The 22,156-nt window shown below is 69.8% G+C and carries 12 protein-coding genes; 6 read left to right on the top strand and 6 right to left on the bottom strand.

The window, feature by feature from the left end:
- Positions 1 to 17 precede the first annotated feature (17 nt).
- A complete protein-coding gene (gene pulA / locus LE548_RS14060) occupies positions 18 to 5,390 on the bottom strand; it encodes a pullulanase-type alpha-1,6-glucosidase (RefSeq protein WP_225097136.1) in 5,373 nt (1,790 codons plus the stop codon).
- A gap of 188 nt (positions 5,391 to 5,578) precedes the next feature.
- On the opposite strand from pulA, the gene LE548_RS14055 reads away from it, so the two are divergent.
- Positions 5,579 to 7,663 carry a carbohydrate-binding module family 20 domain-containing protein gene (locus LE548_RS14055; protein ID WP_225097135.1) on the top strand — a complete coding sequence of 695 codons (2,085 nt, stop codon included), beginning with the start codon at positions 5,579 to 5,581 and terminating at the stop codon, positions 7,661 to 7,663.
- Positions 7,664 to 7,719: 56 nt separating this feature from the next.
- Here the strand turns inward: LE548_RS14055 and LE548_RS14050 are convergent, their stop codons facing one another.
- The 4 genes from LE548_RS14050 to LE548_RS14035 form a co-directional block, all read right to left on the bottom strand.
- On the bottom strand, positions 7,720 to 9,390 hold the full coding sequence (locus LE548_RS14050; protein WP_225097134.1) for a glycoside hydrolase family 13 protein: 1,671 nt from the start codon (positions 9,388 to 9,390) through the stop codon (positions 7,720 to 7,722).
- Positions 9,391 to 9,560: 170 nt separating this feature from the next.
- Positions 9,561 to 10,466 carry a sugar ABC transporter permease gene (locus tag LE548_RS14045; protein ID WP_225097133.1) on the bottom strand — a complete coding sequence of 302 codons (906 nt, stop codon included), beginning with the start codon at positions 10,464 to 10,466 and terminating at the stop codon, positions 9,561 to 9,563.
- Between the two features lie 19 nt (positions 10,467 to 10,485).
- The gene (locus tag LE548_RS14040; protein ID WP_225097132.1) at positions 10,486 to 11,490 is read right to left on the bottom strand and encodes a carbohydrate ABC transporter permease; all 1,005 of its coding nucleotides are present in this window, start codon (positions 11,488 to 11,490) and stop codon (positions 10,486 to 10,488) included.
- A gap of 105 nt (positions 11,491 to 11,595) precedes the next feature.
- Positions 11,596 to 12,870 carry an extracellular solute-binding protein gene (locus tag LE548_RS14035; RefSeq protein ID WP_225097131.1) on the bottom strand — a complete coding sequence of 425 codons (1,275 nt, stop codon included), beginning with the start codon at positions 12,868 to 12,870 and terminating at the stop codon, positions 11,596 to 11,598.
- Between the two features lie 381 nt (positions 12,871 to 13,251).
- On the opposite strand from LE548_RS14035, the gene LE548_RS14030 reads away from it, so the two are divergent.
- Both LE548_RS14030 and LE548_RS14025 read left to right on the top strand, forming a co-directional pair.
- Positions 13,252 to 14,286 (top strand): LacI family DNA-binding transcriptional regulator, encoded by a 1,035-nt coding sequence (locus tag LE548_RS14030; protein WP_308030179.1) that lies wholly within the window; start codon positions 13,252 to 13,254, stop codon positions 14,284 to 14,286.
- A gap of 68 nt (positions 14,287 to 14,354) precedes the next feature.
- A complete protein-coding gene (locus tag LE548_RS14025) occupies positions 14,355 to 15,248 on the top strand; it encodes a phosphatase PAP2 family protein (protein ID WP_225097129.1) in 894 nt (297 codons plus the stop codon).
- Here LE548_RS14025 and LE548_RS14020 read toward each other — a convergent pair.
- Positions 15,236 to 18,244 (bottom strand): bifunctional [glutamine synthetase] adenylyltransferase/[glutamine synthetase]-adenylyl-L-tyrosine phosphorylase, encoded by a 3,009-nt coding sequence (locus LE548_RS14020; RefSeq protein ID WP_225097128.1) that lies wholly within the window; start codon positions 18,242 to 18,244, stop codon positions 15,236 to 15,238. The genes LE548_RS14025 and LE548_RS14020 overlap by 13 nt on opposite strands.
- Positions 18,245 to 18,976: 732 nt before the next feature.
- On the opposite strand from LE548_RS14020, the gene LE548_RS14015 reads away from it, so the two are divergent.
- The 3 genes from LE548_RS14015 to LE548_RS14005 are packed head-to-tail and all read left to right on the top strand — an operon-like array spanning position 18,977 to position 22,153.
- Positions 18,977 to 19,864, top strand: a complete 888-nt coding sequence (locus LE548_RS14015) for an alkaline phosphatase family protein (protein ID WP_225097127.1) — start codon at positions 18,977 to 18,979, stop codon at positions 19,862 to 19,864.
- Position 19,865: 1 nt separating this feature from the next.
- Positions 19,866 to 21,137: an MFS transporter gene (locus tag LE548_RS14010; RefSeq protein WP_374116081.1), complete on the top strand. Its 1,272-nt coding sequence runs from the start codon at positions 19,866 to 19,868 to the stop codon at positions 21,135 to 21,137.
- Positions 21,134 to 22,153 carry a TolB-like translocation protein gene (locus LE548_RS14005; RefSeq protein WP_225097125.1) on the top strand — a complete coding sequence of 340 codons (1,020 nt, stop codon included), beginning with the start codon at positions 21,134 to 21,136 and terminating at the stop codon, positions 22,151 to 22,153. Before LE548_RS14010 ends, LE548_RS14005 begins: the two co-directional genes overlap by 4 nt.
- The last annotated feature ends 3 nt before the right edge of the window (positions 22,154 to 22,156 follow it).

Genomic DNA, 22,156 nt, shown 5'->3' with positions numbered 1-22,156 from the left:
CGGCGACCGGAACGACCCTACGTGTCCGACCGGCTGAACACCGCCACCGTCCGCGCCGGGACACCGAACGTGCCCGAGCCGGCCGTGTAGGAGGAGGTCTTCACCACCGGATCGGCGCCGGAGGCCTGCACCGGGTGCAGCCGGTAGGCCGTCCCGGCGAGGGCACCGATCGTCTGCTCCTGCCGCTGCGGGGTGGCGTTGAAGACGACGACCAGGTCACCGAGCTTCATCGTGATCACACCCGGTGTCTCGTCCTTGCCCGACAGCGGGAAGGACAGCTCGTCCTGCACCTGCGCGGCCGTGTCGAGGGAGAACGCCTTCTCCGTCGTACGGATCCTGAGCAGGTCCTGGTAGGCGGCCGAGGCGCCGGTGATGTCGGAGCAGCCGACCTTGACCGTGCTCAGCAACGGGCCCGCGTACGGCCACTTGGACTGGTTGTCCGCCGCCATCGGCAGCCCGCGTCCGAAGCCGTTGCCGTCGGCGCAGTTCCAGTGGATGGCGTTGAACCAGTCACCGCTGTCGTACGAATTGCGGTCCAGCGACTTGGAGCGCAGCAGGTCGGTGCCCGCCTGGGAGAGGGCCGGTCCCTGGGAGAGGGCGGCCGTGGCCATGGCCAGGACCTGCATCCGGGCCCGGTCGGCGGCGCCGGTCTTCGCGGGCAGCTTGTAGGTCAGCGCGTCGAACAGCGACTCGTTGTCGTGCGCGTCCACATAGGCGAGGGCGTCGCCGGGGGCGTCCGCGTAGCCGGCGGGCGAGCCGCCATAGTCGATCTCGGCTCCCGTGACGTCCTTGCCGTCGGTGTCCGTGAAGCGGTACTTCGCGAGGTTGCCGCTCAGCCCGACCTTGATCAGGTCCTGGTAGTGCAGGAGGCGGGCCTTCTGCTCGGCCGAAGTACCGTTGGCGGACGAGGAGTTGGGGTCGGTGTAGAGGCCGGAGGCGAAGCCCTGGACGCCGGGGTCGGAGTCGAAGGGGCTGCCGCCGCGCACCGCGTCCCGGGCCCGGTCGGAGAAGGTGGCGATGCCGGTGCCGGCCATGTTGGCCTGGGTGGCCTGCACGAACCGGGCGTCGTTCGCGACCTCGCCGAAGTTCCAGCCCTCGCCGTACAGGATGATCTTCTTGCCGTCGACGCCGTCCTTGGCGACGGTCAGCGCGTCGAGCGCCTTGCGGACGGCCAGGATGTTGGCCTTCGGGTGGTGGCCCATGAGGTCGAAGCGGAAGCCGTCGACCTTGTACTCCTTGGCCCAGGTGACGATCGAGTCCACGACCAGCTTGCCCATCATCGCGTTCTCGGGTGCGGTGTTGGAGCAGCAGGTGCTGTTGGCCACGCTGCCGTCGGCGAGGAGCCGCTGGTAGTAGCCGGGCACGATCTTGTCGAGCACAGAGGTGTCGGCCTGGCCGCTGGCGGCGGTGTGGTTGTAGACGACGTCCATGACGACCCGGAGGCCGTCCCCGTTCAGGGCCTGGACCATCTTGCGGAACTGGACCGTGCGGGCGGTGCCGTCCGGGTCGGTGGCGTAGGAACCCTCGGGGACCGTGAAGTGGTACGGGTCGTAGCCCCAGTTGTAGGCGTCCTTCGCGGCGGTCTTCGCCACGCACGCCTGCTGCTGGTCGGAGTCGGCCGGGTAGGAGGCCAGGTCACAGGCCGGGCTCGCCTGGTCGGCCTTCTTCTCGGGGACAGTGGCGAAGTCGAAGGCCGGCAGCAGATGCACGTACGAGGTGCCGGCCTCGGCCAGCGCCCGCAGATGCTTCGAGCCGTCGCTGTTCTTGTCGGTGAAGGCCAGGTAGGTGCCCTGGTCCTGCGCCGGGACGGTCTTGTCGGCCACCGAGAAGTCCCGGATGTGCAGCTCCTGGATCTGCGCGTCCTTCAGCGGTACGGCCCTGGGCTTGTGCAGGGCCGCCCAGCCGCTCGGGGCGAGCGACCGGTCGTCCAGGTCGACGACGAGGCTGCGCTCGGAGTCGGCGGTGAGGGCGAGCGAGTAGGGGTCGGTGACCTTGTTGACGACCATCTTGCGGACGCTGGGCGCCCAGACCCGCACGACGTACCGGTAGGGCTTGCCCTTCCAGGACGCGGGGCCGGTGACGGACCAGACGCCGGTCGTGTCGTCGCGGTGCATGGCCGTGAGCGAGCCGTCCAGCTCCAGCGAGACACTCTGCGCGGTCGGCGCCCAGACGGACAGGGTCGGCTTCCCGTCGTGGAAGACCGGGCCGAGCCGGGCCTTCGTGGCGCCCGGGTAGAGGTCGTCCAGCACGCCGGCGATCTGCACGCCGGTCGCGGCCAGCACGGCGCCGTTGGCGGCCCGCTGGGAGGCGACGAGCTGGCCCGTGAGCGCCGTACGCACCCGGCCGCTGTCCCGCGGATCGACGGACCAGGCGGTGTAGTCCTTCAGATACGGGAACTTCGCCTTCTGGGCGTCGGTGAGGGTGGTCTTCTCCAGCCGGATCCAGCGCTCGTCGTCGCTGGTCAGCGTCCCGTCCTTGACGGCGATCGAGCCGTCCCGGGAGGAGAGCAGCTGGGTGGAGGCGGCGCCGTCGGCGCCGTTCCAGGCGACGGTGTCCCGGTCGATCCAGACCGCCTTGGACGTGGTCAGGTCGAGCGCGGCCGCGCTGCCGGCCGGCTGCGGGAGCAGGTACTTCTCCTGGCCGTTCAACAGCCACACCTCGTAGCCGTTCGCCTTGAGGTCGAGCGACTGGTCGGTGGGCAGGTCCTTGTCGTCGCCCTTGTGGATGATGTAGCTGAGGCTGGTGGCACCCGCGGTGAGCGGCACCTCGAAGACCGCGCCATAGGCATCAGTCTTCACCGGCTGGAGCGGCTTCGACCAGTCGGTGGGGTTCGCGGCACCCGTCCAGACGTGCAGGCCCCAGCCGTCGTAGTTCCCGTCGGCGCGGTGGTAGTGGATGACGGCCTTGGTGGTGTCCTGGGCGGGATAGGCGGGCTTCGTCGTCTGTACGTCCGGCTTGCCCTGCTCGACCCAGACCTCACCGTTCTTGGTGACGTCGATGCTCCGGTCGGCCGAGACGTCCTTGTTCCCGTTCTTGTCGACGACCAGGAAGCCCACGGCCTGGGCGCCGGGCTTGACCTTGACGTAGGCGAAGGCTCCCCAGGCGTCCCGGCCGGTGAAGGGGTGCCCGGCCGGCCAGGTGGTGGCCTCGCCGTCGGCGAGGTCGCCCCAGGCGTACAGGCCCCAGTTGTCGTAGTCGCCGTCGGTGCGCTTGTAGTGGACGATCACGTAGTCCCGTGAGGAGGCCGTGGGGACCGAGGGCGCGGGCGGGGTGCCGGAGGTGCTGCTCGCCGTGGCGCTCGCGGTGTGCCCGGCCGAGTCGACGACGACGGCCTTGTAACGCAGCGCGGTCCCGGCGGGTACGGCCTTGTCGAGGGTCTGGGTGACCTTGTACGGGGCGTGGTCGGCGGAGCCGAGCACCTGCCACCGGGCGTTGCCGACCTGGGCTGCGAAGACGACCCGGTTCAGCCGGCCGCCGTTCACGTCGGCCGTGAGGTCCACGGTCCCGGTGGCTCCGGCGGCCGGGGCCTGGAGGGTGATCACGGGCTTGACCGCGGGCTGGGCGAGGCTGCCGGTGGCCCGGTAGACGACGGCGGACTCGGCCGGGACGGTGAGGGTGACCTTGCTGTCCCCGTCGGACTTCACCCCGTCCGTGGCGCCGTAGATCCCCCGGTACGCCATGCCGGCGGACCCGGTGGCGAAGGTCGCCGTCTTCGGCTCGCTCGCGTTGTTGAGGGCGACGACGTACTCCTGGCCGGTCCTGACGTCCGTCCGGGTGAAGGCGTAGATCCCGGCGCCGTCGGCCGCGTACCGCTCGGTCTGGACGCCGTCGGTCAGCGCCGGGTTGGCGGTGCGAAGCCTGGAGAGGGCGGCGATCTGCCGGTAGAGCGGGGCGCCGGGGTCGTAGGAGTCGCTGGCGTGGGTGCGGGTGGTGCCGATCTCGTCGTCGGCGAGATAGTCGGGGACCTTGGAGGCGAACATGGTCTGGCGGGCGTCCTTGTCGCCGCCGGAGCCGGTGAAGCCCTGCTCGTCGCCGTAGTAGACGACCGGGTTGCCGCGGCTGAGGAACATGACCTCGTTGGCGAGCTCGTCCTTCTTGAGGATCTCGGCGTCCGTGGCCTTCGGGTTGTCCTGCTTCAGGAAGTACCCGATGCGGCCCATGTCGTGGTTGCCGAGGAAGGTGACCTGCTCGTACGCGTTGGCCTTGTCGGTCGTGTACTTCCAGTCGTCGCCGAAGACGTGTCCGAGCTTCTGCGCGCTGCCGCCCTGGGAGGCGTAGGTGCGGGCCGCGTCCTGGAAGGGGAAGTCGAGGGTGGCGTCGAGACGGCCCTGGGTGACGTACGGGGAGGTGATGGAGGTGTCGGCGGAGTAGACCTCGCCGAACATGAAGAACTTCTTCCGCCCGTGCGCGGCGGCGTACTTGTCCAGTGCGGTCGCCCACTGGGTCCAGAACGGCATGTCGACGTGCTTGACGGTGTCGATCCGGAACCCGTCGACGGCGAAGTCCTTGACCCAGCGCTCGTAGATCTTCTCCATGCCGTGGACGACCTCGGGACGCTCGGTCCACAGGTCGTCCAGGCCGGAGAAGTCGCCGTAGGTGGCGGACTCGCCGGCGAAGGTCGAGTCGCCGCGGTTGTGGTACATCGTCGGGTCGTTGAGCCAGGCCGGGACCTTGCTCCTGCTGGTGACCTGCGGGGTGTACGGGAAGGAGTCGGTGTCGACGGCCGGGAACTTCTTCGTGCCGTCGGCGTAGTCGGCGTCGTCGAACGGCCGGCCGTCCTTCGTCAGGTACGGGAAGGCGCCTTTGGAGAGGTAGTCGGAGGACTTCTCCTTGTAGCTGACGACGTCGGCCGTGTGATTGGTGATGACGTCGAAGAAGACCTTCATGCCCTTGGCGTGGGCCTTGGAGATGAGGGTCTTCAGGTCCTGGTTGGTGCCGAAGTGCGGGTCGACCTGGGTGAAGTCGGTGATCCAGTAGCCGTGGTAGCCGGCGGAGGCGTTCGCGCCGGTGCCCTGCACGGGCTGGTTCTTGAAGATGGGGGCCATCCAGATGGCGGTGGTGCCGAGCCCCTTGATGTAGTCGAGCTTCTGGGTCAGGCCCTTGAGGTCGCCGCCCTGGTAGAAGCCCTTGTCCGTGGGGTCGTAGCCGGTGACCGTGCGGGAGCCGGTCAGGCCGCCCTGGTCGTTGGCCTTGTCCCCGTTGGCGAAACGGTCCGGCATGACGAAGTAGAACTGCTCGCGGGTGTCGTCGTGCCGGGCGGGCTGGGCGGCGAGTGCCGCGTCCGACGGGGGTGCGGGCGGGGTGGCTGCGTGGGCCGCCAGTGGCTGGATCAGGGCGGCGGCGAGGGCTGTCGCGGTGACGGCCGCGGCCCGTCTCGCTCTCGGTATCACAGGCGGTAACTCCTTGCGAATGCGGCTCTCTTGGGTCCGACCCCGCGCGACCGTATCGCCGCCGAAAGCTTTACTGCAAGAGTCTTGAAATTCATAGCAAGAAGTTTCAGCGTCAACCTTGACGTGCCCTTCTCAACTGCCGCAGGCTCACCGGTTGTTGAAACCCACCCCCTTCTTCGGAGCCGCACATGACCGGAAACCGACACCGACCCCCGGGCTCGCCGGGTGTCGTCCGCAGGACGGCAGGGGCCGTGGCCGCCGGCGCCCTGGCGCTCGCGGGCGTGCTCGCCCTGCCGGCGACCCCCGCCCAGGCGAAGACGACCGCCAAGGGCGATGTGATCGCCAACCTGTGGGAATGGAACTGGGACTCCATCGCCTCGGAGTGCACCGACGTGCTGGGCCCGGCGGGCTACGGCGCGGTCCAGGTGGCACCGCCCGAGGAGTCCCTGAAGCAGACGAACTACTACTGGTGGGACGTCTACCAGCCGTACTCGTACAGCCTGAACAGCCGCTTCGGCAGCCAAGCCAAGTTCAGCGCCATGATCACGGCCTGCCACAAGGCGGGCGTGAAGGTCTACACGGACGCGGTGATCAACCACACGTCCGCGCAGACCGGCACCGGCTACAACGGCACGACGATCACCAACAAGTACGCCACCCCCGACTGGACCCGCACCGACTACCACGACTCCACCGACTGCCCGACCTCGGACCTGACCATCCAGGACTACTCGAACCTGACCCAGGTCCAGAACTGCGAGCTGCTCGGCCTGCCCGACCTCAAGACGGGCTCGGACGCGGTCCGCGCCGGCCTCGCCAACTACCTCAACTCCCAGCTGGCGCTGGGCGTGGACGGTTTCCGGGTCGACGCGGCCAAGCACATCCCCGAGGCCGACCTGGCGGCGATCGAGGGCAAGCTGACCAACACCACGTCGGGGACGGCGCCGTACGTCTTCCAGGAGGTGTACCCGGGTGCGACCCCGCAGCCGAGCGACTACTACGGCTCCGGTGACGTCCTGGACTTCACCTACGCCGGCAAGATGAAGTCGGCGTTCCAGGGCAATGTGAGCGACCTGGCCTCACTGTCGTCGTCCGGCATCCTGCCCGCCGCCAACTCGGTGTCGTTCGTGACCAACCACGACACCGAGCGCAACGGCACGGACATGTCGTACAAGGACGGCGACACCTACAAGCTCGCCAACCTCTTCCAGCTCGCCTACAAGTGGTCGACGCCGACCGTGTACGCCAGCTGGGAGTGGACCCAGAGCGACCAGGCCCCGCCGAACTCGTCGGGCTTCGTCACGAACACGGACTGCGCCGGCGGCGCCTGGTACTGCCTGGACCGGGACACCTCGGTGGTCGGCATGGTGGCCTGGCACAACGCGACCGACACCGCCGCGGTGTCCAACTGGCAGACCATGTCGTCCGACGTGATCGGCTTCGGACGCAGCGGCAAGGGTTTCTTCGCGCTGAACAACGGCACGTCGGCGGCCACCTACACGTTCGCCACGGGCATGGCCGACGGCACGTACAGCAACGTGATCGACGGCGGCAAGAGCACGGTGACCGTCTCCGGCGGCAGCGCGTCGCTCACGATCCCCGCGAAGGGTGCCGTCGCCTTCTACAACGGCTCCTACACCTGCACGGTGGGCTGCGGCGACGCGGGCGGCAGCTCCGGCGACACGGTGAGCGCGACGTTCCACGAGTACGCGTCGACCACGTCCGGCACGAACGTGTACGTCGTGGGCTCCATCCCGGCGCTGGGCTCCTGGGACACCTCGAAGGCGATCCAGCTGTCGTCCACCGGCTACCCGGTCTGGTCGGGTGAGGTGAACGTGCCGGTGAACACGTCCTTCACCTTCAAGTACATAAAGAAGGACAGCTCGGGCAACGTGACCTGGGAGTCGAACGCCAACAGGTCGGCGGCCACGACGACTTCGGCCCTGTCGCTCAACGACTCCTGGAACGTGGCGGACACCGACGCCACCGACGTCACCTTCAACGAGAACGCCACGACGAGTTGGGGCACCAACGTCTACGTCGTCGGCTCGCTCCCGTCCCTCGGCTCCTGGAACACGGCCGACGCCATCCCGCTCTCGTCCGCGGCCTACCCGACCTGGAGCAAGCTGGTGATCGTCCCGAAGAGCACCACGTTCACCTACAAGTACATCAAGAAGGACAGTTCGGGCACGGTGACGTGGGAGTCCGGCTCGAACCGCTCGTACACGACGGGCAGTTCGTCCGGGTACACGACGAACGACAGCTGGCAGTAGCGCCTGACCGCATGACAATGGCCCGCCGCCCCTCGGGGCGGCGGGCCATCCGGCTGTCACTCCGCCGTCGTCCACCAGACGGTCGTGTCGGCCGGCACCGTGGTCTCGCCGTCGGTGTCGGTCACCTCGCCGCTGGCGAGCAGGACGCGGCCGTACGCCGGGACGGTCACCGCCTCGCCCGTGGTGTTCGCGACGCACACGAACGTGCCGCGGCGGAAGGCCAGGACGCCCTGCGGGGCCGACAGCCACTCCACCGCGTCACCCGCGCCGAGTGCGGGGTGCTCCCGGCGGGCGGCGAGCGCGGCGCGGTACAGCTGCAAGGTGGAGCCGGGCGTGCCGGTCTGCGCCTCCACGCTCAGCTCGGCCCACTCGGCCGGCTGCGGCAGCCAGCTGCCGCCGCTGCCGAAGCCGTACGACGAGCCCGTGCGGGTCCACGGGATCGGCACACGGCAGCCGTCGCGGAAGCCGTCCTGGCCGGCGCCCCGGAAGTACGCCGGGTCCTGACGCACCTCGTCCGGGAGGTCGACCACGTCCGGCAGGCCCAGTTCCTCGCCCTGGTAGACGTACGCCGAGCCGGGCAGCGCGAGCATGAGGAGGGTGGCGGCACGGGCGCGGCGCAGGCCCAGTGCGCGGTCGCCCGCCGTGCGGATCTGGGTGCCCAGGCCCGGCGGGTTGGCGAAGCGGGTGGCGTGGCGGGTGACGTCGTGGTTGGACAGGACCCAGGTGGCGGGGGCGCCGACCGGGCGCATCGCCTCCAGCGTGCGGTCGATGACCTCGCGCAGTTCCTTCGCGTCCCACGCCGTGCTCAGGTACTGGAAGTTGAAGGCCTGGTGCAGCTCGTCCGGGCGGACGTAGTTCGCGGTGCGCTCGACGGTCGGCGTCCAGGCTTCCGCGACGAAAATGCGCTCACCGGAGTACTCGTCCAGGATCCGGCGCCACTGGCGGTAGATCTCGTGCACACCGTCCTGGTCGAAGAACGGCATGACATCGTTGCCCAGCAGTTTGAGCTGGTCGTGCGCACCGAGGTCGGGGAGGCCGTCCGCCTTCACCAGGCCGTGGGCGACGTCGATGCGGAAGCCGTCGACACCCATGTCCAGCCAGAAGCGGAGGATGGAGCGGAACTCGTCGCCCACCGCCGGGTGTTCCCAGTTGAAGTCGGGCTGCTCGGGGGCGAAGAGGTGGAGGTACCACTCGCCGTCGTCCACCCTCGTCCAGGCCGGGCCGCCGAAGATGGACTCCCAGTCGTTGGGCGGGAGTTCGCCGTTCTTCCCCTTGCCGGGGCGGAAGTGGTAGCGCTCCCGCAGCGGGGAGCCGGGGCCCTCGGCGAGGGCGCGCTTGAACCACTCGTGCTGGTCGGAGGAGTGGTTGGGGACCAGGTCGACGATGATGCGCAGGCCCAGCTCGTGCGCGTCGCGGATCAGCGCGTCGGCGTCCAGCAGATTGCCGAACATCGGGTCGACGGCACGGTAGTCGGCGACGTCGTAACCGGCGTCGGCCTGCGGGGAGGCGTAGAAGGGGCTGAGCCACACGGCGTCGACGCCGAGGTCGCGGAGGTACGGCAGACGGGAGCGGATGCCTTCCAGGTCGCCCATGCCGTCGCCGTCGCTGTCGGCGAAGCTGCGCGGATAGACCTGGTAGATGACCGCGTCCCGCCACCAGTCGCGGCGGTCGGCGATGGCGGCTGCGGTGGAGCGGGGGGCCGGTGCGGCAGGGTGCTGCTGGCTCATGGCGTCCTTGAGGGGTAAGCGAGTTCTGGTCATGGGCGCGTGGGTGCGGCGGGGGTGCCGGGAACCGGGGGTGTGCGAGGCGGCCGCGGTCACAGCGGGGTCGGATGGGGACCGCGGCCGCCTACCCGCGCATCGCTGTCGCTGTGCGCGGGAGCCTGTGTTCGGGGCCGTCAGCCCTTCGTGCCGCCCGCGGTCAGGCCGGTGACGAGGTTCTTCTGCACGAGGTAGAAGAACACCGACACGGGTATCGCGATCAGCACGGCGGTGGCGGCCATGTAGTTCCACTGGGCGTCGTGCTCGCTGACGAAGGTCTGCAGGCCCACGGCGAAGGTGTACTTCGAGTCGTCCAGCATGAAGGTCGTCGCGAAGGCGACCTCGCCGACGGCGGTGATGAAGTTGTAGAAGGCGGCCACGGCCAGGCCGGGACGGGCCAGCGGCAGGATCAGCCGGAAGAAGGTGCCGAAGGGGGACAGTCCGTCGACACGTCCGGCCTCGTCTATCTCGAAGGGGATGGTGTCGAAGTAGCCCTTGAGCAGCCAGGCGCTGTACGGCACGGCCGTGGTGCAGTTGATGACGATCAGCGCCCAGTAGGTGTCGATGAGATCGAGCTGGCTGAAGATCTCGTACATCGGCACGATCAGGATGGCGATCGGGAAGGCCTGGGTGAGCAGCAGGACCCACATCAGCTGCTTGTAGCCGGGGAAGCGCATCCGGGAGACGGCGTAGCCGGTGGTGGCGGCGACGAAGACGCCGATCAGGGTGGTGCCGCCGGCCACGATCATCGTCGACTTGAACCAGTCGAAGAAGCCGGTGTGCTGGAGCACGAAGCTGTAGTTGGAGAAGCTGAGCTTGCCCAGGATCTTGCCCGGGTGCAGGTAGTCGTCCTTCTCGGGGCCGAGCGACAGGAAGATCAGCCAGGCCACCGGGGCGAGTGCGATCAGGCTCGCGACGGCGAGACCGCCGTGCAGGAGGGCGGTGCCGAGCGGGCCGCGCTCGCCGCGCCCGCGCGTCCGGCGCGGCACGTCGCCGGCGGGGGCCGGTGCGGCCTCGGTCTTTTCCAGGGTCGTGGTGCTCATGGCGGCGGCTCCTGCGGCGTCAGACGGCGAGCTGGTCATTGCGCTTCAGCCAGCGGAAGTAGAAGGAGGTGAAGACGGTGACGATCGACAGCAGCAGCACGCCGTACGCGGCGGACTGGGCGAAGTCCCGTGGCTGCTGCCCGAAGCCCAGGTAGTAGGCCCAGGTGACGAGGATCTGCGCGTCCGGGGCGCTGGTCGGACCGAACAGCAGGAAGATGATGGCGAACTGGTTGAAGGTCCAGATGATGCCGAGGAGGACGACGGTGGAGCTGACGGACCTCAGCCCCGGCAGGGTGACGTGCCGGAAGCGCTGCCAGGCATTGGCGCCGTCCATCTCGGCCGCCTCGTAGAGGCTGGAGTCGATGGACTGCAGGCCGCCGAGCAGCGAGAGCATCATGAACGGCACACCGCACCAGGTGTTGACCATGATCGCGGCGAACCGCTGCCAGAAGGTGTCCTCCAGCCACTGCGGCTGGGGCATGTGGAGCGCGTGCAGGACCTGGTTGATCACGCCGGAGTCGGAGAGCATGATCCGCCAGGAGAAGACGGTGACGAAGGTCGGCACCGCCCAGGGCAGGACCAGCAGCACCCGGTAGAAGGTGCGGCCGCGCACCTTCTCGTTGAGCATGAGCGCGAGGCCCAGGCCGATGGTGTAGTGCAGGGTCACACAGGCGGCCGTCCAGACGACGGTCCAGATGAAGTGCGACCAGAACCGGTCGTACGACAGCGGGCCGAACAGGATGTCCTTGTAGTTGCCCAGGCCGATGAACTTGTACGTGGCCGCGATGTGGTTGACGCCGATCGTGCGCGCCGAGTTGAGGCTGTTGGCGTCGGTGAGGGTCAGGTAGACACCGCGGATCAGCGGATAGCCCACGATCACGGCGAGGACGACGACCACCGGGGCGATCATCGCATAGGCGTACCAATACTTCTGGTAGCCGTTTCTGATGCGCTGCCCCAGCCCGGGCCGAGGCGCGCGGTCACCGCGGCGCTTGCCGGTCGCGCGGTCGATGGCGACTGTCATGGTTCGACACCTTCAAGAGGATCAGAGGGTGGGCTGGGCACAGGGCGGTGGCCGCCGGATCCTTCCCCCCGATCTCGTACGGGAGGATCCGGCGGCCACGCGGGCTCACTTGCTGAAGTCGGGGACCAGCTTGGTGATGGCCACCTGGGCGTTGCTCAGGCCGGTGTCCAGCGACTCCTTGCCGGCCGCGACCTTGGGCAGCTCGGTGTCGAGCGGGCCCCACAGGGAGCTGTACTCGGGCAGCGCCGGGCGCGGCTGGGCGGAGGAGAGGACGCCCTGGTAGCCGGCGATGCCGGGGTCGGCCTTGACCTGGGCGGTGTAGGCGTCCGAGCGGGTGGGCAGGGTGGAGTTCTTCAGGGCGATGGTCTCCTGGGAGGACGCCGAGGTCATGAACTTCACGAACGTCAGCGCCGCGGCCTGGTGAGCCTTGTCGGAGCCGGCGTAGACCGAGAGGTTGTGACCGCCGGTGGGGGCGCCCGCCTTGCCGGAGGAGCCGGCCGGGACGGTGGCGATGCCGAGGTTCGACTTGTCGCTGAAGGCGCTGCCCTTGTAGAAGTTCGTGATCTCCCACGGGCCCTGGAGGATCGCGGCGACCTTGCCGTTGACGAACGCGTCCTGGATGTGGGCGTAGGCGTCGGCGGTGGTGTCGGCCTTGTGCAGGCCCTTGCCGGAGAACAGGCTCAGCCAGGTGCCGTAGGCCTTCTTCGCGGCGGCCGAGTCGACGGTGATCTTCTTGGCGGTCGCGTCGACGGTGTCGGTGCCCTCGCCGTAGAGGAACGGCTGGGCGTAGTAGGCCTGGGTGGAGCCCCAGTAGCCGTCGGCGCCGGTCTTGTCCTTGACCTTGGCGGCGTCCGCCTTCAGCTCGTCCCAGGTCGTGGGGGCGGCGGTGATGCCGGCCTTCTGGAACAGCGCCTTGTTGTAGACCAGCGCGAGGGTGTCGGTGACCAGCGGGACGCCGTAGGTCTTGCCCTCGTACTGGGCCTGCTTGATCAGGTTCGGCTGGAAGCTGCTCTGCTCGGAGAGCGCCTCGGTGCCGTCCAGCGGCAGGAAATAGCCCTTCTTGGCGAAGGCGGGGGTCCAGCCGACCTCGGAGCGCAGGATGTCCGGGGCGCCCTTGGAGCCGGCCGCGGTGTCGAACTTGTTCTGCGCCTGGTCGAAGGGCACGTTGACGTACTTGACCTTGATGTTCTTGTTGGCGGCCTCGAACTGCTTGATCAGGGCCTGGTACGTCGGCGCCTCGTTCGTGGCGTTGGAGGTGTCCCACCAGGTGATGGTGACCGGGCCGTCCGACTTGCCACTGTCGCTGCTCCCGCCGCCGCAGGCCGTCGCCGCGAGGGCGATGGACGCCACCAGCGCGGAGGCCGCTATGCCACGCCGCATGAGTTCTCCTTGAGGGTGAAAGCCCGTGTGCCAGGGGCGGTCCCGTCCGCCGTCCCCGGTCGTGGTGCCGACTGCGCCGTTGCGGCGGCCGGGCGACCAGGAACGTAACAGCGTTGTAAGCGTTACGAAAGACCTTGCAGAAAAAAAGTGCAAGGGAACACGATGGTTACCCCGCCGTGACCGGCGCTCGACCCGGGCGCAACCGCGCATTGGGGCCTGTGGGGCGGTTTCGGCGGCACTTGTGCAAGACTCTGCAAGCTCTTGCCACCATGACTTCGAGGGAGCGCGATGAGGCAGCAACCCAGGGCGGGCCGTACCGCTTCCCGGGCCCGGCGTCCGGCCGGTGTGCAAGGCGACATGCGACCGGTACAGTCCAGTGCCGTGACCACACGGCTTGCCGACATCGCTGCGCAGGCGGGGGTGAGCGAAGCGACCGTCAGCCGGGTCCTCAACGGGAAGCCGGGCGTCGCCGCCACCACCCGCCAGTCCGTGCTCGCCGCGCTGGACGTGCTCGGCTACGAGCGCCCGGTGCGGCTGCGGCAACGCAGCGAGGGCCTGGTGGGTCTGATCACGCCCGAGCTGGAGAACCCGATATTCCCGGCCCTGGCCCAGGTCATCGGCCAGGCGCTGACCCGCCAGGGTTATACGCCCGTGCTCGCCACGCAGACCCCGGGCGGGTCGACCGAGGACGAGCTGACCGAGATGCTCGTGGACCGCGGGGTCGCCGGGATCATCTACGTCTCCGGGCTGCACGCGGACACCACCGCCGACATGCAGCGCTACGAGGCGCTGCGGGCGCAGGGCGTGCCGTTCGTGCTGGTGGACGGGTTCTCGCCGAAGGTGCAGGCGCCGTTCATCTCCCCCGACGACCGGGCCGCGATGACGCTCGCGGTGACCCACCTGGTGTCCCTGGGCCACACCCGGATCGGGCTGGCGCTCGGGCCGAAGCGGTTCGTGCCGGTGCAGCGCAAGATCGAGGGCTTCGTGCGGGCCATGCAGGACCAGCTGGGGCTGGCCCCCGGGGTCGTCGAGGCGGAGCTGGTCCAGCACTCGCTGTACACGCTGGAGGGCGGTCAGGCCGCCGCGAGCGCGTTGATCGAGCGGGACTGCACGGCCGTGGTGTGCGCCAGCGACATGATGGCCCTCGGTGCCATACGGGCCGCCCGGCAGCGGGGGCTGGAGGTGCCGCGTGACGTCTCGGTGGTCGGATTCGACGACTCCCCGCTGATCGCGTTCACCGACCCGCCGCTGACGACCGTGCGCAAGCCGGTGCCGGCGATGGGGCAGGCCGCGGTGCGCACGTTGCTGGAGGAGATCGGCGGCACGCCCGCGCCGCACAGCGAATTCGTGTTCATGCCGGAGCTGGTGGTGCGCGGTTCAACCGCTTCTGCCCCACATGTCGTCCGTACGTCGTAGAAGATGCGCCACGGACCCGACCTTGGGATGATCTGCCGGAGAAGCCTTTTCTGGCAGACTTGATGCCTATGAGTGACTCGACCGTGACACAGTCGGAAGGTCGCGAGAAGGTGGCCGATCCGAGGTCGGTCACGGGCGAGGTCACCCCGGGTCCGCTCAGCCGGCTGCGACGACCGCGGCGGCCCCGGCTCTGGTTCGAAATCCTTCTGATCGCGGTGAGTTACTGGACGTACTCACTGATCCGCAACGCCGTCCCGGAGCAGAAGGCCGAGGCGCTGCGCAACGCGGACTGGATCTGGCGCGTCGAGCACCAGCTGGGCATCGCCGTCGAACAGTCGGTCAATCACGCCATGAACTCGGTGACTTGGCTGATCATCGGGATGAACTACTACTACGCCACACTGCACTTCATCATCACGATCGGTGTGCTGGTCTGGCTGTACCGGTGGCATCCGGGGCGGTACGCGGCGGCCCGGCTGACGCTGTTCGCGACCACCGGTGTGGCTCTCGCCGGTTACTATCTGTTCCCGCTCGCGCCGCCTCGGTTGATGCGCGGAGGGCACTTCGTGGACACCGTGATGGTCCACCACACCTGGGGTTCGATGGCCTCCGGCGACCTGAAGCACATGTCGAACCAGTACGCCGCGATGCCGTCCATGCACATCGGATGGTCCCTGTGGTGCGGGCTGACCGTCTTCGCGCTCGCCTCGGTTCCATGGGTGCGGGTGCTGGGGCTGCTCTACCCCGCGGCCACGCTCCTCGTCATCGTCTCCACCGCCAACCATTTCTGGCTGGACGCGGTGGGAGGCATGCTGTGCCTGACCTTCGGCTTCACCGTGGCCCGGGTGTGGTACGAGGCCCTGCCGTACCGGTTGCCCCGGGGGGTCGAGCCGTCCCGTTCTGCGGCGGAGCCCGTCGTGGTGGGTTCCGGTTCGGTGCCGGCCGGCCGTCACGTTCCGTAGAACAGCTTCTCCACCGTGGTGCGTGCCCTGCGCGTCGTACGGCGGTACGCGTCCAGCATGTCCCCCGCGTGTCCCGCGCCGTAGCCCAGGTAGCGGCCCACCGCCGCCAGCTCGCGCGACTCCGTCGGGAAGGTGTCCCCGGCCCGGCCGCGCACCAGCATCACCGCGTTGCGCACCCTCGTCGCCAGCACCCACGCCTCGTCCAGGGTCTCCGCGTCCTCCGCCGACAGCAGCCCGGCCTCCCGGGCGGCGGCCAGGGCCTCGCGGGTGCGGGTGGTGCGCAGGCCGGGCACGTCCCAGCCGTGCCGCAGCTGGAGCAGCTGAAGCGTCCACTCGACGTCCGACAAACCGCCCGGACCGAGCTTCGTGTGCAGCTTGGGGTCGGCGCCCCGGGGGAGGCGCTCGGACTCCATCCGCGCCTTCAGGCGGCGGATCTCGCGCACGGCGTCCTCGGCCAGGCCGTGGTGCGGGTAGCGCAGCGGGTCGATCAGTTCCGTGAAGCGCCGGCCCAGGTCTTCGTCCCCGGCCACGGGTTCGGCTCGCAGCAGCGCCTGCGACTCCCAGACCAGGGACCAGCGGCGGTAGTACGCCTCGTACGCCTTCAGTGTGCGCACCAGCGGGCCCGACTTGCCCTCCGGGCGCAGGTCGGCGTCGATGAGCAGCGGCGGGTCGGCGCTGGGCAGCGCGAGCAGGCGGCGCATCTCCTCGACCACCTTGTTCGCGGCGGCGGACGCTTCGTGTTCGTCCACGCCGTCCTGCGGTTCGTGGACGAACAGGACGTCCGCGTCGGAGCCGTAGCCCAGCTCGTGACCGCCGAAACGGCCCATCCCTATGATCGCGAAACGCGTCGGGAGCGTGTCGCCCCAGCTGTCCCGGACCACCGCGCGCAGCGTGCCGGCGAGGGTCGCAGCGGTGAGGTCGGAGACCGCCGCGCCGACCCGGTCCACCAGGGCGCCCTGGTCGGGCTCGGCGTGGTTGTTCTCCGTGCCGTAGGAGTCGACGATGTCGCCGGCCGCGGTGCGGAACAGCTCGCGCCGGCGTACGCCACGCGCCGCGGTGACGCCCTGCCGGGCGTTCTCCGCGCGGCCCACCGCGGCCAGGATCTCCTGCTCCAGCGGGGCGCGCTCGCGGGGTGTCAGGCCGGCTCCGGGCAGGTTCGCGCTGTCGCCGTCGCCGAGGAGGGCCACGGCTTCGGGGGCGCGCATGAGGAGGTCGGGGGCGAGGCGGCCCGCCGACAGGACGCGGGCCAGGTTCTCGGCTGCCGCTCCCTCGTCGCGGAGCAGGCGCAGATACCACGGGGTCTTGCCCAGGGCGTCCGAGACCTTGCGGAAGTTCAGCAGGCCCGCGTCCGGCTCCGCCGAGTCGGCGAACCAGCCGAGCAGGACGGGGAGGAGCGTGCGCTGGATCGCTGCCTTGCGGGTGACGCCGGAGGCCAGTGCCTCCAGGTGGCGCAGGGCCGCCGCGGGGTCGGCGTAGCCGAGGGCCACGAGGCGTTCTCTGGCCGCTTCCGGGCTCAGGCGGGCCTCGCCCGGGGCGAGTTGGGCGACCGCGTCGAGGAGGGGGCGGTAGAACAGCTTCTCGTGGAGGCGTCGTACGACGCCTGTGTGTCTCTTCCATTCGCGGATCAGTTCCGCGGCGGGGTCCGTGCGCAGGCCCAGGGAGCGGCCCAGGCGTCGTTGGTCCTCCTCCGCCACCGGGACGAGGTGGGTACGGCGCAGGCGGTACAGCTGGATGCGGTGTTCCATGCTGCGGAGGAAGCGGTACGCCTCGTCCAGGCGGGCGGCGTCCTCGCGGCCCACGTAGCCGCCTGCGGCCAGGGCCTGGAGGGCGTCCAGGGTGGTGCCGCTGCGGAGGGACCGGTCGGCGCGGCCGTGCACCAACTGCAGGAGCTGAACCGCGAATTCGACGTCTCTGAGGCCGCCGGGGCCGAGTTTGAGTTCTCTGTCGATCTCGGATGCGGGAATGTTCTCGACGACGCGGCGGCGCATCTTCTGGACGTCCGTGACGAAGTTCTCGCGTTCGGCCGCTTTCCAGACGAGGGGTTCGAGTGCGGTGACGTAGTCCTGGCCGAGTTCTGCGTCGCCCGCTACCGGGCGGGCCTTGAGCAGGGCCTGGAACTCCCAGGTTTTCGCCCAGCGTTGGTAGTAGGCGAGGTGGGAGGAGAGGGTGCGGACGAGGGGGCCGTTGCGGCCCTCGGGGCGGAGGTTCGCGTCCACCGGCCAGATGGAGCCCTCCACGGTGGTTTCCGAACAGATCCGCATGAGGTGTGAGGCCAGGCGGGTGGCGGAGATGAGAGCCTTGGCCTCGGTGGTGTCCTCGGCTGCTTCCGCTACGAAGATCACGTCTACGTCCGAGACGTAGTTCAGCTCGTGGCCGCCGCACTTTCCCATCGCGATCACCGCCAGGCGGCAGGCCTTGGCGTCCTCGGGGGCGTGCGCCTTCGCTATCGCCAGGGCCGTACGGAGGGTGGCGGTGGCGAGGTCGGCCAGTTCCGCGGCGGTCTCGGCGAGGTCTGTGGTGCCGCAGACGTCCCGGGCGGCGATGGAGAGAAGGCAGCGGCGGTAGGCGATGCGGAGGGATACCGGGTCGGTGGCTTCGGAAAGGCCGCGTTCGAACTCCGCGAGGCCTGGGTGGAGGTCCTGGGGTTCGTAGGTGACCAGGGCGTGCCAGTCGGCTGGGTGGCGGGCCAGGTGGTCGGCGAGGGCGGCGGAGGCGCCGAGGACGCCCAGGAGGCGGTCGCGGAGGGGTTTGGCCGCGATGAGGGTGTCGAGGAGTTCGCGGTGGGCGATGGGGGTGGGCTGGGCCTCCAGGAGGCGGACGAGGCCGTGCAGGGCCAGGTCGGGGTCGGCGGTGGCGCCCAGGGCTTCCAGGAGGACGGGGTCGTTGCGGACGGGGGTCAGCTCGGGGCCGTCGAGGAGGCGCTCGGCTGCGGAGGGGTCGGTGAAGCCGTGCCGTAGCAGGCGGGTGAAGGTGCTGCTCCTGCGGCCCGGCGTCATGGCGGCCTCCCCTTGGATCTCGGTCGTCCTGGCCCGAGCCTAACCGGATCGGGGGGTTGCGGGTCGGTTGTGCGGGTGCCTGCGGCGGCCTGCGGGGGTGGCGGGTGCCTGCGGCGGCCTGCCCGGGTGGGGGGTGCCTGCGGCGGCCTGCCCGGGTGGCGGGTGCCTGCGGCGGCCTGTGCGGGTGGGTGGGGGCTGGTGTCGCGCCTACGGGGGGTGGGTGAGTCGGTGCCGCGCCGGGTGGTGTCCGTCCTCGGTCCGGCGGGCTGTTGGCCGAGGGGCCGGGCGCGTTCACGCCGGCCGCTGCGGGCGGACACCACCCGCCACGTCCCCTCCCCGCCGTACGCGACCAACCCCGGCCCGGTTCCGTGGTCCCGTCCCGCCGTGTCCGGCCGCCCGTGGTGCGGGGTCCGGCCCGTCATCCGGTCCGGCCCGTCGTCCGGTCCCGCCGTACCCGGCCGCCGGTGGTCGCGGTCCGGCCCGCTGCGTCCCGCCGCCCCGCCGTCCACGGTCAACGGCCCCGTCCGTACGTCCCATCTCGCCGTGCCCCGGCCCCTCCCCCATGCGCAGCCCCGTCGCGCGCGGCCCGGCCGGTGGGGCGTTCCGTCGGCGTACCCGGCGTTCATCCGGTCTTCACTCGTGAGGTTGGCTTACGTGGGGTGCGGGAATGTTGGCGTGTGCATGCTCTGTCCGCACCGCCAACCCCGCTCATCCCCCCACCCGGAGGTTGAAGTGTCCGGCAGTTCCGTGTACCGCCGTGCCCGTACCGTCGTGGCGTCGGCAACCGCCTTCGCCGCGGCTGCCGTCGGGCTGTGGGCCGGACTCGGTGGCGAGTCCGCGCACGCCGCTGGCGCCGTGCCGAGCCCGGACCACGTGGTCGTCGTGGTCTTCGAGAACCATGCGTACAGCCAGGTCATCGGTTCCTCCAGCGCGCCGTACATCAACTCACTGAAGTCGGGAGGCGCCAACCTGACGCAGTCGTACGCCGAGACCCACCCGAGCCAGCCGAACTACTACGCCCTGTTCTCCGGCGACACGCAGGGCATCACGGACGACAGCTGTGTCACGCCCGGCTTCTCCTCGGCGGACAACCTGGCGTCCGAGGTGATCGCCGCGGGCAAGACCTGGGCCAGCTACAACGAGGATCTGCCCAGCCAGGGCGACACCTCGTGCAGCAGCGGCGACTACGCCCAGAAGCACAACCCCTGGTTCGGGTTCAGCAACGTGCCGACAGACAGCGCCATGACATTCGACCAGTTCCCGACGGACTACTCGACGCTGCCCCAGATGTCCTTCGTGACCCCCAACTTGTGCAGCGACATGCACGACTGCTCGGTGTCCACCGGTGACACCTGGCTGAAGAACAACCTGGGCGCCTACGCCACGTGGGCCAAGAGCCACAACAGTCTGCTCGTCGTCACCTTCGACGAGGACAACCGGCTGAGCGGCAACCGGATCCCCACCGTGCTGTACGGGCAGCCGGTTGCCGCCGGGTCGTCCAGCTCCACGACGTACAACCACTACGACCTGCTGCGCACCCTGGAGGACCTGGAGGGGCTGAGCACGCACGCCGGCAACGCCTCCTCCGCTCAGGACATCTCCGGCATCTGGGCGTCCTGACGTGTACGTAGCGGACAGCCGCGCGACTGTGGCGGCGTCCGCGGACGGTGCTGTCCGGTCGGTGACCGGGCGGCGCCGTGCCGCGGTCGCTCCCGCCGTCTTCGCCCTGGGAGCGGTCAGTCTCATCACCGACGTCTCGTCCGAGATGGTCACCGCCGTACTGCCGTTGTATCTCGTCACCGGGCTCGGTCTGTCACCCCTGGGCTTCGGGCTGCTCGACGGTGTCTACAACGGTTTCTCGGCGCTCGTACGGCTCGTGGGCGGGCACCTGGCGGATCGTGGTGGCGGGCGGCACAAGTGGGTCGCCGGGTTCGGATATGCCGTCTCGGCCGTGTGCAAGCCGTTGCTGCTCGTCGCTCACGCGCTGACGCCGATCGGGCTGGTGCTCGCGGCCGACCGGACGGGGAAGGGGCTGCGGACCGCTCCGCGCGATGCCCTCATCTCGTTGTCCAGTACGGCTGAGGGCCGGGGGCGGGCCTTCGGGGTGCATCGGGCCATGGACACCGCCGGTGCACTGCTCGGGCCGTTGGTCGCGTTCCTGATTCTCCGGGCCACTGTGGACGGGTACGACGCCGTGTTCACCGTCAGTTTCTGTGTGGCTGTGGTGGGTGTGCTGGTGCTCGTTCTGTTCGTGCCCGGCGGGCGTGGTGAGAGGGTTCCGGCGGGCGAGCGGCCTACTCTGTCGGCCGCCGTACGGCTGCTCGGGCGTCGTGATCTGCGCCGGATCACCGTGTGTGCGCTGCTGCTGGGGCTCGCCACGGTGAGTGACTCGTTCGTGTATCTGCTGCTCCAGCGGCGGCTGGGGGTGCCGGATCGGTGGTTCGCCCTGCTGCCGCTCGGTACGGCCGCCTCCTTCCTGCTGCTCGCCGTCCCGCTCGGGCGGCTCGCGGACCGGGTGGGGCGGTGGGCCGTGTTTCTGGCCGGTCATGGGGCGCTGCTCGTCGCGTACGCGCTCCTTCTCACGTCGTGGCACGGGGGCGGGCTGCCGTACGTCGTCCTCGCTCTGCACGGCGCTTTCTACGCGGCCACGGACGGGGTGCTGATGGCGGCGGCCTCGGACGGGGTGCCGGAGGCGTTGCGCTCCTCGGGGCTGGCCCTGGTGCAGACCGGGCAGGCGATGGCCCGGTTCGCCTGCTCGCTGCTCTTCGGCGCCGCCTGGACCGTGTGGGGCGACCGGGCGGCGCTGAGCGGGGCGGCCGTGGCGCTGGTCGGCTGTGCGCTCTTCTCTGTCACGCTTCGACCGAAGAATGCGAAAGGTGCCGTCGCCGCATGACCACCCGCAGCCGCGTCCTGATATTTGTCTCTGCCGTCGCCGTGCTCGCGGCGATCGGGCTCGCGTCCGTCCTGCACGCCTCGGCCCGCGCCGATCGCCGCGATCACGTGCAGGCGGGGGGCCCGCGGGTCACGCCGGGTACGGTGACGCTGAGCGGGCGCGGACAGGTCCTCTTCCGGAACATGGCCTGGGGCCCGCATCGGGACGAGGTCGTCAGCGTTCCGGCCGGTGATCCGTCGGGCGCCCGTACCGCCTCCGGGGTCAAGTGCCTGCGTTTCTACGCCGCTTCCGGGACGGGGGTGTGTCTGCAAGCCGTGCACGGGCCGGTCTCGGACACGTATCGGTCGCTCGTTCTGGACTCCCGGCTGCGGACCGTGCGGCGGTACGACGTCCCGGGCATTCCGTCGCGTGCCCGGGTCTCACCGACGGGTCACTTCGCCGCCTGGACCGCGTTCGTGGGGGGTGACAGCTATGCCGGTACCAACTTCTCGACGCGTGCGGCCATCGTGGACACCCGCAGTGGGGAGCTGATTCCGTCGCTGGAGGACTTCCGCGTCGTGAAGGACGGGCATCCGTACCATGCGGCGGACGTCAACTTCTGGGGCGTCACCTTCGCGGCCGACGATCGGACGTTCTACGCGACGCTTGCGACGGGTGGAAGTACCTATCTGGTGCGGGGTGACCTGCGGGCGCGTACGCTCACCACCCTGCACGCCAACGTCGAGTGCCCGTCCCTCTCCCCCGACGGGACGCGGATCGCCTACAAGAAGCGCGTCAAGGGGCTGCCCAAGGACGCCCCCTGGCATCTGTACGTCCTCGATCTGCGGACCATGCGGGAGACTGCGCTGGCCGAGAGGAGGAGCGTGGACGATCAGGTGGTCTGGCGGGACGGACGTACGGTCGTGTACGCGCTGGCGGGCGACTACGGCGCCGACCTGTACACCGTTCCCGCGGACGGCTCCGGCGTGCCGCGCCGGATCGCCTCCGCCGCGCTGTCCGCCGCGTTCCCGGGCTGAGCC

It is taken from the genome of Streptomyces sp. CoH27, assembly GCF_020181035.1.
Taxonomy (GTDB): Bacteria; Actinomycetota; Actinomycetes; order Streptomycetales; family Streptomycetaceae; genus Streptomyces; species Streptomyces camelliae.
Note: the sequence above shows the minus strand (reverse complement) of the source record. Positions and strands in the feature narration are given on the sequence as shown.

Bases quoted from the DNA above. Each gene is read 5' to 3' on its own strand.
- LE548_RS14045 (WP_225097133.1), bottom strand. From the start codon at position 10,466: ATGAGCACCACGACCCTGGAAAAGACCGAGGCCGCACCGGCCCCCGCC.
- LE548_RS14040 (WP_225097132.1), bottom strand. From the start codon at position 11,490: ATGACAGTCGCCATCGACCGCGCGACCGGCAAGCGCCGCGGTGACCGC.
- LE548_RS14020 (WP_225097128.1), bottom strand. From the start codon at position 18,244: ATGACGCCGGGCCGCAGGAGCAGCACCTTCACCCGCCTGCTACGGCAC.
- LE548_RS14035 (WP_225097131.1), bottom strand. From the start codon at position 12,870: ATGCGGCGTGGCATAGCGGCCTCCGCGCTGGTGGCGTCCATCGCCCTC.
- LE548_RS14055 (WP_225097135.1), top strand. From the start codon at position 5,579: ATGACCGGAAACCGACACCGACCCCCGGGCTCGCCGGGTGTCGTCCGC.
- LE548_RS14005 (WP_225097125.1), top strand. From the start codon at position 21,134: ATGACCACCCGCAGCCGCGTCCTGATATTTGTCTCTGCCGTCGCCGTG.
- LE548_RS14050 (WP_225097134.1), bottom strand. From the start codon at position 9,390: ATGAGCCAGCAGCACCCTGCCGCACCGGCCCCCCGCTCCACCGCAGCC.
- LE548_RS14025 (WP_225097129.1), top strand. From the start codon at position 14,355: ATGAGTGACTCGACCGTGACACAGTCGGAAGGTCGCGAGAAGGTGGCC.